We start from the raw sequence: 16987 nt of genomic DNA on the forward strand, positions 1-16987 counted from the left end.
CGTCGGCTCCGCGGCGGGTGGACCCACCGCGGCGCGACGCCGATGAGCGGGGTGCGGGCGTGGCGGAAAGCGTCTCGCCGGACGCCACCGAGACCCAGCCCGTCGAGGAGCTGTGGCACCAGCGCGGCCGCGACTACGGGATAGCGCCGATCATCCCGTTCGATCCGCCCGCCCGCGGAGAGTCGGCGGCGCCGCCCGCATCCGACGTCTCGGATGTCGGCGAGCCCGACCGGCCGCTCACGGCGCGCGATCTGTGGGGCGCGGCGCGTGCGAGGCGGCGGGCGCTGCGTCGCGAGGTGCGGCGCTTCACGGCACGTCAGCGTCGGCGCAGACGTATCTGGCTGATATCCGCCGGCGTTCTGGCGGCTCTCGTGCTCGGGTCTATCGGTGCCGCCTACAGCCCCTTGTTCGCGGTCGAACGCGTCACGATCGTGGGAACCTCGCAACTCGACGCCGGCGCGGTCGAGACAGCGCTCGAGGGTCAGATCGGGACGCCGATGCCCCTCGTCGACGAGAGCGCTGTGAAGGCAGCACTCGTCTCCTTCCCGCTGGTCGAGTCGTACAGCCTCGAAGCGCGTCCGCCGCACGAGCTCGTGGTTCGCATCGTCGAGCGGACACCGGTCGGCGCCGTGCAGGGCGAGGCCGGTTACACGCTGGTCGATGCCGCGGGCGTCGCGCTGTCGACCACCCCGGAACCGCCGTCCGGCCAGCCGCTCCTCGAGGTCGAGGGAGGCCTGTCGTCGAGCACCTTCGCCGCCGCGGGGCAGGTCTTCCGCTCGCTGCCGGAGTCCCTGCGGACCCAGGTCACGGTGCTGTCCGCGACGACGCCGAACGACGTGACGCTCACGCTCACCGACGGCCGCTCGGTGGTCTGGGGCGGGGCGAGCGACTCGGCCAAGAAGGTCCAGGCGCTCGAAGCGCTCATGGCGGCTCGACCGGATGCCTCCGGCTACGACGTGTCGTCGCCGCAGGCGGCAGTCGTCCGCTGAGGCGTCGATCCTGCCCCTTTTCCGCTGCTCCGAGAAACGCGCAACACGGGATGTCGCGACACGCCGCGCACGTCCGGCGGGTGAGTCCCTGAGTGCGTAGCTTCAACTCAGGAATTGCATACCCGGCAATTCTTTAAACCTCTACGTGAGGTTGAAGGTTTACGAGCAGGGTTCGGGACGAGATGGAGGCCGGCATGAGCCAGAACCAGAACTACCTCGCGGTGATCAAGGTCGTCGGTGTGGGCGGTGGCGGCGTCAATGCCGTCAACCGGATGATCGAGCTGGGGCTGCGGGGTGTCGAGTTCATCGCGGTGAACACCGACGCGCAGGCGCTCCTCATGAGCGACGCGGACGTCAAGCTCGACGTCGGCCGCGAACTGACGCGAGGCCTCGGTGCCGGCGCCGACCCCGAGGTGGGTCGCCGCGCCGCAGAGGATCACGCCGAGGAGATCGAGGAGGCGCTCGCAGGTGCCGACATGGTCTTCGTCACCGCCGGTGAGGGCGGCGGAACCGGTACCGGCGGTGCTCCTGTCGTGGCGCGGATCGCCAAGTCGATCGGGGCGCTCACGATCGGTGTCGTCACCAAGCCCTTCTCGTTCGAGGGTCGTCGTCGCCAGAGCCAGGCCGAGGCCGGTGTGTCGAAGCTGAAGGAAGAGGTCGACACCCTCATCGTCGTCCCGAACGACCGCCTGCTCGAGATCAGCGATCGTGGCATCTCGATGGTCGAGGCTTTCGCGACCGCCGACCAGGTGCTCCTCGCCGGTGTCCAGGGCATCACCGACCTCATCACGACGCCCGGCCTCATCAACCTCGACTTCGCCGACGTGAAGTCGGTCATGCAGGGCGCCGGTTCGGCTCTCATGGGCATCGGCTCCGCTCGTGGCGCCGACCGCGCCATCAAGGCGGCCGAGCTGGCTGTCGAGTCGCCGCTGCTCGAAGCCTCGATCGAAGGCGCCCACGGCGTCCTGCTGTCGATCCAGGGTGGATCGAACCTCGGCATCTTCGAGATCAACGACGCGGCGCAGCTCGTCAAGGAGGCGGCGCACCCCGAGGCCAACATCATCTTCGGTACGGTCATCGACGACACCCTCGGCGACGAGGTTCGCGTGACCGTCATCGCCGCGGGCTTCGACGGCGGCGAGCCCCAGGCTCGCATCGAGCCGATCGCCGCCGCCCGGCCGTCGGCGCCTCCGGTGGTCCCCGAGATCCCGGCTGAGCAGGCCGCGGCATCCGAGCCGGTCGAGCGTCGTGAGGCCAAGGAGACGGTGCCGGTCTCGGCGAAGAGCGAGTCGTACGACTCGGTCTTCGGTGACGATGACCTCGACATCCCCGACTTCCTGAAGTAGACCGAACGATCCATGCCGGACCTTGCCGCACGGCTCGCCGACGTCGACGCCCGCATCGCAGCTGCGATGCGGGCGTCGGGTCGCGCCGCGGATGAGGTGACGCGAATCGTGGTGACCAAGTTCCACCCTCCGGGGCTCATCACTGAGCTGCACGCCCTCGGCGTGCGCGACGTGGGGGAGAACCGACAGCAGGAGCTCACCGCCAAGCACGATGAGCTCGCCGACCTCGAGGGCATGCACTGGCATTTCATCGGGCAGGCGCAGACGAACAAGGCCCGTGCCGTGCGAGCCGCAGCGGATGTCGTCCACTCGGTGGATCGCGCGCGTATTGCCGACGCGCTCCATGTGGCGGCTCCCGAGGGGGCGCCGCTCGATGTGCTGGTGCAGGTCAATCTGACCGACGACCCGGGCCGCGGTGGCGTCGCGCCGAGCGGTGTCGAGGCCCTCGCCGCCCACGTGGCGGAGCACTGCACGAGTCTCCGGATGCGCGGTGTGATGGCTGTGGCTCCCCTCGGCGAGGAGCCGGCCGCGGCCTTCGCCCGTCTCGCGCAGGCGTCCGTCGCCCTGCGCTCCGTCGCGTCCGACGCGACCTGGATCTCCGCCGGGATGACCGGCGATTTCGTCGAAGCGATCTCCGCCGGTGCGACACACCTGCGGATCGGATCGGCAATCACGGGACCGCGCCCGGACCGCGGATAGCCTCGGAACAGACGAGCAAACGGAGGATGCGATGTCGAACCCGCTGAAGAAGACCATGGTTTACCTGGGCCTCGCAGATGAGGAAGAAATGTACGAAGAGCCGCAGGCCGAGCAGCAGCAGGCCCGCCGTGACAAGCCCGTCGAGAAGCCGGCCGCGCCGGTGACTCCGCTGCACCGTCCGGCGGTCGTGCGTCAGCCCACCACGGGAACCGTCAGCGAGATTCTGACCGTTCACCCCAAGCAGTATCGCGATGCGCAGGTCATCGCCGAGAACTTCCGCGAGGGTGTGCCGGTCATCATCAACCTCTCGCAGATGAGCGACGCCGACGCGCGGCGCCTCATCGATTTCGCGAGCGGACTCTCCCTCGGTCTGTACGGCCGCATCGAGCGCGTGACGAGCAAGGTGTTCCTGCTCTCACCCGAGAACATCGCCGTCTCCGGCGACGGCGCTGTGGCTCAGGCTGAGCCTGAGGCGGCGCCGTTCGCGCAGTGACCTGACGTGGATGTCGTTCGGCTGATCGCCGCGCTCGTCTACTTCGCTCTGCTGCTGTACATCCTCGTTCTGTTCGTCCGACTGATCCTGGAGTACATTCCCCTGTTCAACCGGGAGTGGCGCCCGCGGGGCTTCACCCTCGTGCTCGCCGAGGTCGTCTATACGATCACGGACCCCCCGATCAAGACACTGCGCCGGGTCATCCCTCCGATCCGACTCGGCGTCATCGCAATCGATCTGGCATTCCCGCTCACCATGCTGGCGTGCTTCATCCTGCTGTCGATCACCCGCGTGATCGCCTTCTCCTGAGGCGGTCGCGGCGGGATCGTCGCGACCGCGAAGGCGTCGGACTATGCTGGGTGGGTACGGCCCGCTGCGGCGGGTGCCGGCTGACCGGCCCGCGTCGTGAGCCCTGAAAGAGGACAACACCATGGCTTTGACCCCTGAAGACGTCGTCACCAAGCAGTTCCAGCACGTGCGTTTCAAGGAAGGATTCGACCCCGATGAGGTCGACGACTTCCTCGACGAGATCGTCGTGGAATGGCGCAAGACGATCGCCGAGAACGACGAGCTCAAGGCGAAGCTCGCTGCTTACGAGTCGGGTGAGACGCCCGCTGCAGCTCCCGCCGACGACGCCGTCGTCGAGGACGTGCCCGCGCCGGTTCCCGCCGTCGAGCAGCCCGCCCCGGCCGCCGACATGGCTCCCGCCGCCGCATCCGCCGGCATCATCGAGCTGGCCCAGCGCCTGCACGATGAGCACGTGGCCGAGGGCAAGGCGCAGCGCGACAAGCTCATCGCCGACGCGCAGGCTCAGGCTGCGTCGATCATCTCCGAGGCGGAGGCCCGCGGCCGCGACGAGGTGGCGCGTCTCGAGGCCGAGCGCGTGTCGCTCGAGGGTCGTATCTCCGAGCTGCAGCAGTTCGAGAAGGACTACCGCGGCCAGCTCCGCGGCTTCATCGAGAGCAAGCTCCGCGACCTCGACACGACCGGCGTCTCGGCCGGCGCGTAATCCTTGGCGTCGCGCAAGCGTCTGAACGGTCCGGCGGCCGGTGCCCTCGTCGCGATTCTCGCGGCAGTGGTACTGGCCGCCGACCAGTTCACGAAGTATCTCGCGCTGGAGAACCTGCCGTACCAGCGTGAGGTTCCGGTCCTCGGTGAGTTCTTCCAGCTGTATCTGACGAAGAACCCCGGTGCAGCGTTCTCGCTCGGCACGGGGGTCACCTGGCTCTTCACGCTCGCACTCGCGGCTGTGGCGGTCGTCGTGATCGTGCTCACGGTCCGCAGCGTGCGCACGAGGTCGTGGGCCATCGTCCTCGGATTGCTCCTCGGGGGCGTCCTCGGGAACCTCACCGATCGCCTGCTCCGTGAACCCGGCTTCCTCGTCGGGCACGTCGTCGACTTCATCCACACCCCGTGGATGTGGCTGTGGTTCCCGTCGGCGATCTACAACGTCGCCGACATGTTCATCGTCACGATGATGATCTCCGTCGCCGTGCTGGTCGTGATCGGCGTCCGTTTCGACGGCTCGCGCGAGCGCCGCCACGTGGACGAGGCCCCCGGGGCCGCTGCCACTGCGGATACGGAACGCTGAGATGCCGCAACGCGCGCTCCCGGTTCCCGACGGACTCGACGGCGTCCGCGTCGACGCCGCGCTGGCCAAGCTGCTCGGCTTCTCACGGACGTTCGCCGCGGAGGTGGCGGCTACGGGTGGTGTGACGCTCGACGGTCGCGCGCTCGGAAAGTCCGATAAGCTCGCCGCCGGAGCGTGGCTCGACGTGTTCTGGGAGGAGCGAGCAGAGGCTCAGATCGTCCCGGTCGCGGTTCCCGACCTCGGCATCGTGCACGACGATGACGACATCGTGGTCGTCGACAAGCCGGCGGGTGTCGCCGCCCATCCATCGCTCGGATGGGACGGCCCGACCGTGCTCGGCGCTCTGGCCGCTGCCGGCTATCGCATCGCGACGACCGGGGCGGCCGAGCGCCAGGGCGTGGTGCACCGCCTGGATGTCGGGACGAGCGGTCTCATGGTCGTCGCGAAGAGCGAGCGAGCCTACGTCGCCCTCAAGCGCGCGTTCAAGGAGCGTGAGGTCGAGAAGATCTATCACGCGGTGGTGCAGGGTCACCCCGACCCGCTCTCGGGGACGATCGACGCCCCGATCGGCCGCCACCCGTCGCACTCCTGGAAGTTCGCCGTCACGCCGACCGGGAAGGACTCGGTCACCCACTACGAGACGCTGGAGGCGTTCGTCGGCGCCTCCCTGCTCGAGATCCACCTGGAGACCGGTCGTACCCATCAGATCCGCGTGCACATGGCCGCTCACCGGCATCCGTGCGTCGGCGACCCGCTCTACGGTGCCGACCCGACACTGTCCGCCCGGCTCGGGTTGACGCGTCAATGGCTGCACGCTCATCGCCTCGCATTCGAACACCCCGTGACGGGGGAGTGGTCGGCGTTCACGTCGCCCTACGCCCCCGACCTCGCGCGCGCCCTCGAGATCCTCAGCGGCGACTGACGGGTCGCCCCGCGTTCGCCCCTCGCGTCGCGATCACGGCTCGCCGAGCCGATCGGCGAGAGCACGCGCCTCGCGACGCCCTGCGATGAGTCGATCAGACAGGCCGTCGTGCGCAGACTCGAGGGCACTGGCATCGCCGTGGGCGCGGAGCAGAGCGAGCCCGCCGCGGAGGTTCGTCGCCGCGCCGCCCAGGCCCGCGGCGACTGTGTCAGCGGCGACGGCGACGTCCGACATGAGGTGGCGGTTGCCGACGTCGGCGAGCAAGCGCACCTCGTCCCACACGCCGAGCGCGATCTCGCCGAGGGCAGCCGACGTCTCGATGGCGCGGGTCGCCGCATCGACGATGCGACGGTCGCGCTCGCCCGGGTCGTCGTCCGGCCTCAGCGCCGCACCGAGCGCGCCCGACGCCCGGCCGTCGTCGTCAGCCGCGGAGATGGCCGCGTCGCGGTGCCGTGCGAGACGGTCGTCGATCCCGTCCGCGGCCGGCTCCGCGGAGCTGTAGCGGCTCACCATCTGAGCGAGTGCCGCCGCGACGGCCGTCACGACTCCGCTGGCCGCTCCGCCGCCGGGGTCGCCGTTGTCCCGCGCGAGGGCGTCGAGCAGGTCGCCCAGGGCGACGCGCGAGCTCACCGGCCGCGCCGGAACGTCGCCGGGTCATCCTCGGCGACGGCGAGGGCGATCTTGCGGACGTGCTCGGGCGCGACGTCGATCATCTGTCCGAGGTCGTAGAACCCGACGTCGGTCAGCTCGCCGTCCGCAGGGTGCGGGTCGCCCGAGACCCAGGAGCACCGGAACACCAGGTCGAGGTAGTCGACCTGATCGCCGTTGGCGTAGACGATGCGGGGGATCTGGTGCACGAGGGCGAGGCGCTCCGCACGGACGACGACGCCCGCCTCTTCGAGACACTCGCGGACCGCGGCGTCTGCAGGCTCCTCACCCGGGTCGACGATGCCGGAGACCGGCTGCCAGCTCCCGTTGTCGGCGCGCTTGCCCAGGAGCACCTTCTCATCGCGGAACACCACGGCGGTGACCCCCACGAGGGGCAGCGGAGCGGTGCCGATCTTCTTGCGCAGATCGAGGACGAAGTCGGGAGTGGCCATGGGCCCAGCCTAGGACCGGTGTCCGAGCCCGAACGTAGACTCGTCTGGTGGCATCCGACTCCTTTGTTCATCTGCACGTGCACAGCGAGTACTCGATGCTCGACGGTGCAGCCAAGATCGCGGCCATGACTCAGGCGGCGGCCGACTACGGCATGCCCGCGATCGCGGTGACCGACCACGGCAACACGTTCGCCGCCTTCGAGTTCTACCGTGCCGCGAAGGCGGCCGGCGTCAAGCCGATCATCGGTCTCGAGGCCTACGTGACGCCGGGAACGCACCGCAGCGACAAGTCGCGCGTGGCGTGGGGATCGCCCGAGCAGAAGAGCGACGACGTCTCCGGTTCCGGCGCCTACACCCACATGACGATGTGGAGCCAGAGCACCGAGGGCATGCACAACCTCTTCCGGCTGAGCTCCCTGTCGAGCATGGAGGGCTACTACTTCAAACCGCGCATGGACCGCGAGCTGCTGCAGACCTACGGCAAGGGGCTCATCGCGACGACGGGCTGCCCCTCGGGGGAGGTGCAGACGCGGCTCCGCCTCGGTCAGTACGACGCCGCTCGCGCCGCGGCCGCCGAATTCCAGGACATCTTCGGCAAGGAGAACTACTTCGCCGAGATCATGGATCACGGCCTGTCGATCGAGCGCCGGGTGATGACCGACCTGCTGCGGCTGGCGAAAGACCTCGACATCCCGCTCGTCGCGACCAACGACTCGCACTACACGCATCAGCACGAGGCCGATGCGCACGCGGCGCTCCTCTGCGTGCAGTCAGGCTCGACGCTCGACGATCCGAACCGCTTCAAGTTCGACGGCGACGGCTACTACATCAAGACGGCCCAGGAGATGCGGCAGCTGTTCCGCGACCACCCCGAGGCGTGCGACAACACCCTGCTGATCGCCGAGCGCTGCGAGGTCGAGTTCAACACCTCGGCCAACTACATGCCGCGGTTCCCCGTACCCGACGGCGAGACCGAAGACAGCTGGCTCGTGAAAGAGGTCGAGGCGGGACTCCACTACCGGTACCCCGGCGGCATCCCCGACAAGGTGCGCAAGCAGGCCGAGTACGAGACGGGCATCATCCTCCAGATGGGCTTCCCGGGCTACTTCCTCGTCGTCGCCGACTTCATCAACTGGGCGAAGGACAACGGCATCCGGGTCGGTCCCGGGCGTGGCTCGGGCGCCGGATCGATGGTGGCCTACGCGATGCGCATCACCGACCTCGATCCTCTCGAGCACGGTCTCATCTTCGAGCGGTTCCTCAACCCCGATCGTGTCAGCATGCCCGACTTCGACGTCGACTTCGACGACCGTCGCCGCGGCGAGGTCATCGAGTACGTGACCGAGAAGTACGGCTCCGAGCGCGTCGCGCAGATCGTCACCTACGGCACGATCAAGTCGAAGCAGGCACTGAAGGATGCCGGCCGCGTGCTGGGGTTCCCCTTCAGCATGGGCGAGAAGCTCACCAAGGCGATGCCGCCGGCGGTGATGGGCAAGGACATGCCGCTGGACGGCATGTACAACAAGGAGCACCCGCGGTTCAAGGAAGCCAGCGAGTTCCGCGCCTTGATCGACACCGATCCCGAGGCGAAGACCGTGTTCGATCGCGCCCTCGGGCTCGAGGGCCTGAAGCGGCAGTGGGGCGTGCACGCGGCCGGCGTCATCATGTCGTCGGAGCCGCTGCTCGACATCATCCCCATCATGCGTCGCGAGCAGGACGGTCAGATCGTCACGCAGTTCGACTACCCCTCGTGTGAGACGCTCGGTCTCATCAAGATGGACTTCCTGGGGCTGCGCAACCTCACGATCATCTCGGATGCGCTCGATAACATCCGCATGAACCGGGGTGAGGAGCTCGACCTCGAGCATCTCGCGCTCGACGACCGCCCGGCCTACGACCTGCTCACCCGCGGCGACACGCTCGGGGTGTTCCAGCTCGACGGCGGACCGATGCGATCGCTGCTCCGCCTGATGAAGCCCGACAACTTCGAGGACATCTCGGCTGTCATCGCGCTGTACCGGCCGGGCCCCATGGGCGCGAACTCGCACACGAACTACGCACTGCGCAAGAACGGCCTGCAGCCGATCACGCCGATCCACCCCGAGCTCGAAGAGCCGCTGCGCGACATCCTCGACACGACCTACGGCCTGATCATCTATCAGGAGCAGGTCATGGCGATCGCGCAGAAGGTCGCCGGCTTCTCGCTCGGCCAGGCCGACATCCTCCGCCGCGCGATGGGCAAGAAGAAGAAGTCCGAACTCGACAAGCAGTACGAGGGCTTCTCGGGCGGTATGAAGGAACGCGGCTTCGGCGAGGGCGCTATCAAGGCGCTCTGGGACATCCTGCTCCCGTTCTCCGACTACGCGTTCAACAAGGCGCACTCCGCTGCGTACGGCCTGGTCTCGTACTGGACGGCCTACCTCAAGGCGCACTACCCCGCCGAGTACATGGCCGCACTCCTCACGAGCGTCGGCGATTCGAAGGACAAGATGGCGGTGTACCTCAACGAGTGCCGCCGCATGGGCATCAGGGTGCTGCCGCCCGACGTCGGCGAGTCGATCCGATACTTCGCCGCCGTCGGCGAGGACATCCGATTCGGTCTGGGCGCGGTGCGGAACGTCGGTGCCAACGTCGTCGACGGCATCATCGCGTCGCGGGCCGACGACAACTACGTCAGCTTCCACGACTTCCTCACCAAGGTCCCGCTCCACGTCGCGAACAAGCGGACCGTCGAGTCCCTCATCAAGGCCGGCGCATTCGACTCACTGGGCTCGACCCGCCGCGCCCTGATGGAGATCCACGAGGACGCGGTCGAAGCCGCGGTCGACGCGAAGCGCAAGGCCGCGACCGGTGCGATCGGATTCGATTTCGACAGCCTGTACGACGAGGCCGAGGAAGTCATGCCGGCCAAGGTGCCCGAGCGGCCCGAATGGACGAAGAAGGACAAGCTGGCCTTCGAGCGCGAGATGCTCGGACTCTACGTGTCCGACCATCCGCTCGCCGGGCTGGAGATCCCGCTGGCCAAGCACGCCTCAACCTCGATCCACGACCTGCTGGCGTCGGATGACGTCCAGGACGGCGATCAGGTCACCGTCGCCGGGCTCGTCACGAGCGTGCAGCACCGCGTCGCCAAGCAGAGCGGCAACCCCTACGGCATGATCACCGTCGAGGACTTCGATGGTGAAGTGACCGTGATGTTCATGGGGAAGACGTATACGGAGTTCCAGAGCATGCTCGTGGCCGACTCGATCCTCGTCGTCCGAGGGCGGGTGTCGCGACGCGACGACGGGCTGAACCTGCACGGCCAATCCGCGTTCTCTCCCGACCTCGGTTCATTCGATGCCGCCGGGCCGCTCGTGCTGCTGCTTCCGGAGCAGCGTGCGACGGAGTCGACGATCGGCGAGCTGGCGGCCGTCCTGCGTCGTCACAGCGGTGAGACCGAGGTGTCGCTGAAGCTCCACAGGGCGGGTACGGCGAAGGTGTTCGAGGTGCCGCATCCGGTACGCGTCACGCCCGATCTCTACGGTGAGCTCAAGGGACTTCTGGGACCTCAGTGTCTGGGTTGAGCCGGGTAGGATTCCACCGCAGCGCAACCGCCGCGACGAAGGGAACATCGTGACCGACGAGAAGAACATCCACTCCGACGACGGCCGTCCCGAGGACGCAGCGCCCGGCGTTGCCGAGCCGGCACACGAGACCACAGCCACCGACGACTTCGACGGTGCGCAGACCGACGCGGCCTCGGACGCGTTCGCGCCCGCAGCGGATGCAGCGGTCGTGATCGACGAGTCCGCGGTCGAGCCCGTCGTGATCGAGGAGCCCGCCGAGCACGCCCCGGTCGACGACGCGGCGGAGATGCCGGCGTCATCCGAAGGCACCTCTGCCGCGTCCGCCGTGGCCGGGCAGACCTCGGTCCTTCCCGGCTCGGACGAGCGCGGCGCGCAGTCCGCCGTGGGCTCGTCGGGGGAGGCGCCGCCGCAGTACGGCGTGGGTCCGCTCTCGATCCGCGAGGTCGCTCTCGCCGGCGTCTGGGCTGTCGCGTTCATCTGCTCGTTCTTCCCCGTGTACGGCCGCTTCGGTGCCGGGGTGTCGGTGTGGGGCGCGGGGATCGACTGGATCCTGACGATCGGCGTGCCCACGGTCGCGGTCTTCCTGGTGCTGCTGCGCCGCTTCTCGCCGCAGGGCATCCGCCGTGTCGGCTCCCTCGGCATCGATCAGTTCGCGTCGGTCGCCTTCTCGGTCTCCGCCACCGTGTGGCTCGGGATCATCTGGAGCTCGTTCGCGGGCCTCGCACAGTCCGGCGTGTTCCTCGCGAGCTGGGTCGTGTGGGTCGAGGTGATCCTGGCTCTGGCGGGGGTCGTGCTCACCGTCGTCGCGCCCCACCTTCCCGTTCTCGGCGACGATTTCGCGCACCGGCCCGAATCGCCGGCGCACCGGGTGGCGCGGGCGACGCGTCCGGTCGTCGCCCGGCCGGCATCCGCCCGCCCGGCCCCGCACACCGGCCCGTCGCACACCGCATCGGCGCACAGCGCTCCGCACGCAGCAGGCGCCGGCACCCCCGCCTACACCGGCTACGCGGCTCCGGCCGGCTACGCCGTCCCCGCGGAGGCTCCGGCATCCTCCGGCGCGCCCGAGTCGGCACCGGCCGACGCTGCGGAGCCGTTCGACACCGGCGCGACGACGGTCATCGAGCCCGTTGCCGCGCCCCAGGCGTTCTGGGCGCTCGTCCCGGATGAGCGCGATGTCCTCGACGAGATGGGTGCGCCGCTCTTCCGGATCGGGCCGACGGCATGGGCCCTCGTCATCGAGGATCGCGGCGAGGTCTTCGTGGTCCGCCACGAGGACGGCCGCGTCGGATATCTCCACGAGACCAGCGATGTCACGCGCGGCTGAGTCCGCCGCGGGCGCGCGCTAGCCTGGAACGATGCGCACTATCGATCTTCGCGGCCGTCGTCTGACGCCCGCCGAGTTGCTCGCCGCCGTTCCCCGGGCCGAAGCCGCCCGCGGGCTTGCCCTGGCTACGGCAGCTGAGATCGTGCATGATGTCGCCGCTCGCGGAGAGGTTTCGCTCCGTGAGCAGGCGGCTCGCTTCGACGGGGTCGAAGATCACGCGGTACGAGTTCCCGCTGAACACCTCGATGAGGCACTGGCGGGTATCTCGCCGGCCGTGAGAACTGCGATCGAGGAATCCATCCGCCGCGTGCGGTTGGCGTCGGCCGCTCAGGTCCCGCCCGACCGGGTCACCGAGCTCGGCCCGGGTGCCCGCGTCGAGCAGCGCTGGCGACCCGTCCGGCGCGTCGGGGTCTACGTCCCCGGCGGTAAAGCGGTGTATCCCTCCAGTGTCGTGATGAACGTCGTGCCGGCGCAGGTCGCCGGTGTCGAGACGGTGGCGCTGGCTTCGCCTCCGCAGCGCGACCACGGCGGGCGTATTCACCCGGTGATCCTCGCGGCGGCACGTCTCCTCGGTATCTCGGAGGTCTACGCGATGGGCGGAGCCGGCGCGATCGGCGCGTTCGCGTACGGCGTCGACTCTCTCGAGCTCGATCCCGTCGATGTCATCTCCGGGCCGGGCAACAACTTCGTCGCCCTCGCGAAGCGCGTCGTCGCGGGCGTCGTCGGCACCGACTCCGAGGCCGGCGCCACCGAGATCCTGATCGTCGCCGACGCTGACGCCGACGCCGATCTCGTGGCTGCTGACCTTGTCAGCCAGGCCGAGCACGACGAGCAGGCAGCCGCCGTCCTCGTCACGGACTCCGCCGATCTCGCCGCCGCGGTGGCGGAGCGGGTCTCAGTCCGTGCGGCCGGTACACGTCACGCGGACCGCGTCGCGATCGCCCTGGACGGCCCCCAGTCCGCGATCGTCCTCGTCGACGACATCCCGGCTGCGGCCGCGTTCTCGAACGCCTACGCGCCCGAGCACCTCGAACTGCACCTGCGCGATCCGCGTCCTGACGAGTACGTGAACGCGGGGGCCGTCTTCGTCGGTTCGCACACCCCGGTGAGCCTCGGCGACTATCTCGCCGGCAGCAACCACGTGCTCCCGACCGGGGGACAGGCGCGCTACGCCGCCGGTCTCGGTGCCGCGACCTTCCTGCGATCGCAGCAGGTGATCACCTATGACCGTGAGGCGCTGCGCGCGGTGCACGACGGCATCCTGGCTCTATCCGACTCGGAACAGCTTCCCGCGCACGGCGAAGCGGTCTCGGCGCGGTTCGACGCGTAATCTGGGCTCGTCATGCATTGCCCTTTCTGCCGCAATCCCGATTCCCGCGTCATCGACTCCCGCACGAGCGATGACGGCCTCAGCATCCGTCGCAGGCGCCAGTGCCCGAAGTGCGGCGGCCGTTTCTCGACGATCGAGACGGCGAGCCTCAACGTCATCAAGCGCTCGGGAGTCATCGAGCCGTTCAGCCGCGAGAAGGTGATGTCGGGCGTCCGCAAGGCGTGTCAGGGCAGACCGGTCACCGAGGCCGACCTCGCCGTACTGGCGCAGGCGGTCGAAGAGGCCGTGCGCCAGACCGGTTCGTCGCAGATCGATACGAACGAGATCGGCCTCGCGATCCTCGGACCGCTGCGCAATCTCGACGAGATCGCCTATCTGCGATTCGCGAGTGTGTATCAGGCGTTCGACACGCTCGAAGATTTCGAAGCAGCGATCGAACAGCTGCGTGCCGATCACATCGCGGCACGGACATCGGAGGGGTCGGGCGCGCTCTAGGCTGGACGGCGATGTATCCGTTCATCTTCCGCACCGTCTTCTCGCGCATGGAGCCGGAGACGGCGCACCACCTGGTGGTCCCGGTCATCCGTCTGCTCGGCGTCCCGCCCTTCTCGACCATCGCCCGTGCGCTGACCCGTCCGGACGCGTCGCTTCGGACCGAGGCGCTGGGACTCGTCTTCGACTCGCCGTTCGGTGTGGCGGCAGGGTTCGACAAGAACGCGGTCATGGTGCGCGGGCTCGGCGCCCTCGGCTTCGGGCACGTCGAGATCGGTACCGTGACGGCTGTGCCGCAGGAAGGCAATCCCCGGCCTCGGCTGTTCCGGTTGATTCCGGATCGTGCGCTCATCAACCGCATGGGCTTCAACAACCGCGGCGCGGCGGCCGCGGCATCCCGCCTCCGGCGTCTGCGTCGCGGCCGGAACCATGCCATCGTCGGAGCGAACATCGGCAAGAGCCGCGTCGTCGACGTCGAGCAGGCCACCGCCGACTACGTCACGAGCACGCGTCTGGTCGCCCCCGAGGCCGACTATCTGGTCGTCAACGTGTCGTCGCCCAACACACCCGGGCTCCGCGGGCTGCAGGCGGTCGAGACGCTCCGCCCGCTGCTCGAGGCCGTGCGGGATGCGGCCGGCATGACGCCCCTGCTGGTGAAGATCGCGCCCGACCTCGCGGATGACGAGGTGACGGCCATCGCGCGCATGGCCGTCGACGCCGGCCTGGCCGGCCTCATCGCCACGAACACCACGATCTCTCGCGACGGCCTGCTGACGGACGAGGCGACTATCGAGCAGATCGGCGCCGGCGGACTCTCGGGCGCGCCGCTTCGCCGTCGCGCGCTCGAGGTGCTGCGCGTGGTGCGGTCGGCCGTCCCCGATGATTTCTGCGTCATCGCAGCCGGGGGAGTGGAGACCGCGGTGGACGTGCAGGAGCGGCTGGCCGCGGGCGCCGATCTGGTTCAGGGGTACACCGCGTTCATCTACCGCGGCCCCCTGTGGGCACGGCAGATCAACCGTGGTCTGGTCGAGCTCAGACGGGGCGCTGGCCGCGCTTGACCTGAGGCTTCGGCAGACGCATGAAGCGCATCTGGATCGAGCGCATCGCGCCGTACCAGCCGAGGCCCTTCTCCATGCGTTCTGCGCCGAACTTCGCTCGAACGGCCTTCTTCACGCGGATGCTGGTGATGACCATGTCGCCGATCACGAGCAGGATGAACGACCACAGGGCGATGAACGCGTAGAAGGTCACCGCGTTCGAGCCGAGGAACGTCACGATGATGACGAGCACCATCGCGCCCATGACGAGTTCGCCGAGGTGCCATCCGGCGTCGATGTAGTCGCGGACGAAACGACGCTGCGGTCCCTTGTCGCGCATCGGCAGATAGCGCTCGTCGCCGTTGGCCATACCGATACGCGCTTTGTCGCGGCGCTCGGCGAGCTCTGCGCGAGCGCGCGCCTTCGCTTCTTTGGTGTCCGGCACCAGAGGGCGCTTGCGGGCCGCCTCCTGGGCGGCGCGGCTGGGGGTGGGACGGTTCTTGCCGGAGCCCGTCGACGCCTGAGCGGCGTCGTCCGGAGCAGGGGCAGCGGGAGTTTTGGCCACGGGGATCCTCGGGTTCTGCGACGAACGTGCCTCTTAAGATTACCCGCATGACCTCCGAATCTCCTCGGTCCGTCGCCGTGCGCGACGCCGCCCTCTCCGCCGTCCCCGCCGCCCTCGCCGATCTCGGCGCGCTCGTGCGGATCCCCTCGGTCGCGTTCCCCGGATTCGACCGGGCTGAAGTGGAGCGCAGCGCCGCGGCCGTCGCCGATCTGGCGCGCGGGCTCGGCATCTTCGATCGCGTCGAGGTGGCGACGGCGACCATTCCGGAGACGGGTGAGGAGGGGATGCCGGCGGTGTTGGCGACTCGCGCTGCACGCAATGGCCGACCGACGATCCTCCTCTACGCGCACCACGATGTGCAGCCGGTCGGCGATGAGGCCCTGTGGGACTCCGCTCCCTTCGAGCCCACCGTCCGTGATGGTCGCCTGTACGGTCGCGGCGCAGCCGACGACAAGGCCGGGGTCATGGCACACATCGGCGCCCTGCGTGCTCTCGTCGAGGCGGCCGGCGAAGACTTCGACCTCGGCGTCAACCTCTTCATCGAGGGTGAGGAGGAAGCCGGGTCGGCGTCCTTCGCGGCATTCCTGTCCGACAACGCCGACGCCCTGCGTGCTGACGTGATCGTCGTGGCCGACTCCGGCAACTGGGATGCGACCACGCCTGCGCTCACCGTTTCGCTCCGGGGCAACGCGCGCTTCACGATGACGGTGCGCACACTCGAGCACGCGTCGCACTCGGGGATGTTCGGGGGAGCGGTCCCGGACGCGATGCTGGCGACGGTGAAGCTGCTCGCCACGCTCTGGGACGACGACGGCGGCGTCGCCGTGGAGGGACTGTCCGAGCGTGACGCGGAGACGCCGGAGTACTCGGAGGAGACGCTCCGTTCCGAGGCCGGTCTCCCGCCGGGTGTCTCGCCGATCGGATCGGGAACGATCCTCTCGCGCATCTGGAACAAGCCCTCCATCACGGTGACGGGCATCGACGCTCCCAGCGTGCGCAACGCATCGAACACGCTGAGTCCCGAGGTTTCCGTGGTGATCTCCGCCCGCGTGGCTCCGGGACAGTCCGCCGAAGAGGCGTACCAAGCGATCGAGGCCCACCTGCGCGCCCATGCACCGTTCGGTGCCCAACTGAGCTTCCGCGACATCGAGACCGGGAATCCGTTCCTCGTCGACACCAGCGGAGACGCCGTCGCGCACGCTCGCGCGGCCCTCGCTGAGGGCTACGGGGTCGATCCCGTGGACATCGGTGTGGGCGGGTCCATCCCGTTCATCGCGGACCTCGTGCGGGAGTTCCCGGCGGCCCAGATCCTCGTCACCGGTGTCGAAGACCCGCACGCCCGCGCCCACAGCCCGAACGAGTCGCTCCACCTCGACACCTTCCGGCACGCCCTCGTGTCCGAGGCGCTGCTGCTCGAGCGGTTGGACGCCAGTTCGCGCTGACGGTCACGACGTCGTCTCGGACCGACCCGCGGCCGGTGCTCACGCGTAGAATCGTGGCACCGGCCGCGTGTCTCGCGGCCCGAGACCT

17 protein-coding genes are annotated in these 16987 nt (G+C 68.9%); 14 read left to right on the top strand and 3 right to left on the bottom strand.

Translation table 11 applies throughout. The features are described 5' to 3' along the window. Nucleotides 1-59: 59 nt before the first annotated feature. From P6897_RS06040 to P6897_RS06075, 8 genes are all read left to right on the top strand, one after another. A complete protein-coding gene (locus P6897_RS06040; RefSeq protein WP_274177636.1) occupies nucleotides 60-989 on the top strand; it encodes an FtsQ-type POTRA domain-containing protein in 930 nt (309 codons plus the stop codon). A 194-nt stretch (nucleotides 990-1183) separates the two neighbouring features. Then, entirely contained in the window at nucleotides 1184-2335 is a 1152-nt protein-coding gene (ftsZ, locus tag P6897_RS06045; RefSeq protein WP_112615065.1) for a cell division protein FtsZ, read from the top strand. A gap of 12 nt (nucleotides 2336-2347) precedes the next feature. Then, complete coding sequence (locus tag P6897_RS06050; RefSeq protein ID WP_274177637.1) at nucleotides 2348-3034, top strand: YggS family pyridoxal phosphate-dependent enzyme; 687 nt, start codon at nucleotides 2348-2350, stop codon at nucleotides 3032-3034. Between the two features lie 31 nt (nucleotides 3035-3065). Then, nucleotides 3066-3527 carry a cell division protein SepF gene (locus tag P6897_RS06055; protein WP_112613960.1) on the top strand — a complete coding sequence of 154 codons (462 nt, stop codon included), beginning with the start codon at nucleotides 3066-3068 and terminating at the stop codon, nucleotides 3525-3527. 6 nt (nucleotides 3528-3533) lie between these two features. Continuing rightward, a complete protein-coding gene (locus P6897_RS06060; RefSeq protein ID WP_112613962.1) occupies nucleotides 3534-3836 on the top strand; it encodes a YggT family protein in 303 nt (100 codons plus the stop codon). 121 nt (nucleotides 3837-3957) lie between these two features. Then, nucleotides 3958-4536 (top strand): DivIVA domain-containing protein, encoded by a 579-nt coding sequence (locus P6897_RS06065; RefSeq protein WP_112613964.1) that lies wholly within the window; start codon nucleotides 3958-3960, stop codon nucleotides 4534-4536. Between the two features lie 54 nt (nucleotides 4537-4590). Further along, on the top strand, nucleotides 4591-5118 hold the full coding sequence (lspA, locus tag P6897_RS06070) for a signal peptidase II (RefSeq protein ID WP_282502561.1): 528 nt from the start codon (nucleotides 4591-4593) through the stop codon (nucleotides 5116-5118). Between the two features lies 1 nt (nucleotide 5119). After that, the gene (locus P6897_RS06075; protein WP_282502379.1) at nucleotides 5120-6040 is read left to right on the top strand and encodes an RluA family pseudouridine synthase; all 921 of its coding nucleotides are present in this window, start codon (nucleotides 5120-5122) and stop codon (nucleotides 6038-6040) included. Nucleotides 6041-6073: 33 nt separating this feature from the next. Here the strand turns inward: P6897_RS06075 and P6897_RS06080 are convergent, their stop codons facing one another. Then, nucleotides 6074-6670, bottom strand: a complete 597-nt coding sequence (locus P6897_RS06080; protein WP_282502380.1) for a cyclodeaminase/cyclohydrolase family protein — start codon at nucleotides 6668-6670, stop codon at nucleotides 6074-6076. Beyond that, a complete protein-coding gene (locus P6897_RS06085; protein ID WP_282502381.1) occupies nucleotides 6667-7140 on the bottom strand; it encodes an NUDIX domain-containing protein in 474 nt (157 codons plus the stop codon). The genes P6897_RS06080 and P6897_RS06085 overlap by 4 nt, the downstream gene beginning before the upstream one ends. 95 nt (nucleotides 7141-7235) lie before the next feature. Between P6897_RS06085 and dnaE the strand changes: the two genes are divergently transcribed. From dnaE to P6897_RS06110, 5 genes are read left to right on the top strand one after another with little or no spacing between them, the layout of a single operon-like run. Beyond that, nucleotides 7236-10706: a DNA polymerase III subunit alpha gene (gene dnaE / locus P6897_RS06090; protein ID WP_282502562.1), complete on the top strand. Its 3471-nt coding sequence runs from the start codon at nucleotides 7236-7238 to the stop codon at nucleotides 10704-10706. Nucleotides 10707-10755: 49 nt separating this feature from the next. Continuing rightward, nucleotides 10756-12033: a hypothetical protein gene (locus tag P6897_RS06095; RefSeq protein WP_282502382.1), complete on the top strand. Its 1278-nt coding sequence runs from the start codon at nucleotides 10756-10758 to the stop codon at nucleotides 12031-12033. 31 nt (nucleotides 12034-12064) lie between these two features. Next, nucleotides 12065-13363 (top strand): histidinol dehydrogenase, encoded by a 1299-nt coding sequence (gene hisD, locus P6897_RS06100; protein ID WP_282502383.1) that lies wholly within the window; start codon nucleotides 12065-12067, stop codon nucleotides 13361-13363. A 12-nt stretch (nucleotides 13364-13375) separates the two neighbouring features. Then, nucleotides 13376-13858, top strand: coding sequence for a transcriptional regulator NrdR (gene nrdR, locus P6897_RS06105; protein WP_269266590.1), 483 nt, complete (start codon nucleotides 13376-13378; stop codon nucleotides 13856-13858). 11 nt (nucleotides 13859-13869) lie between these two features. Further along, on the top strand, nucleotides 13870-14913 hold the full coding sequence (locus P6897_RS06110; protein WP_282502384.1) for a quinone-dependent dihydroorotate dehydrogenase: 1044 nt from the start codon (nucleotides 13870-13872) through the stop codon (nucleotides 14911-14913). Here the strand turns inward: P6897_RS06110 and P6897_RS06115 are convergent. Further along, nucleotides 14888-15457 carry a DUF3043 domain-containing protein gene (locus P6897_RS06115; RefSeq protein ID WP_112613982.1) on the bottom strand — a complete coding sequence of 190 codons (570 nt, stop codon included), beginning with the start codon at nucleotides 15455-15457 and terminating at the stop codon, nucleotides 14888-14890. The genes P6897_RS06110 and P6897_RS06115 overlap by 26 nt on opposite strands. Nucleotides 15458-15504: 47 nt before the next feature. Here P6897_RS06115 and P6897_RS06120 point away from each other — a divergent pair, with 47 nt between their 5' ends. After that, entirely contained in the window at nucleotides 15505-16899 is a 1395-nt protein-coding gene (locus P6897_RS06120; RefSeq protein ID WP_282502385.1) for a dipeptidase, read from the top strand. Nucleotides 16900-16987: the final 88 nt, after the last annotated feature.

Origin of the sequence: Microbacterium sp. BDGP8 (assembly GCF_029991045.1) — a bacterium.
GTDB lineage: Bacteria > Actinomycetota > Actinomycetes > Actinomycetales > Microbacteriaceae > Microbacterium > Microbacterium plantarum.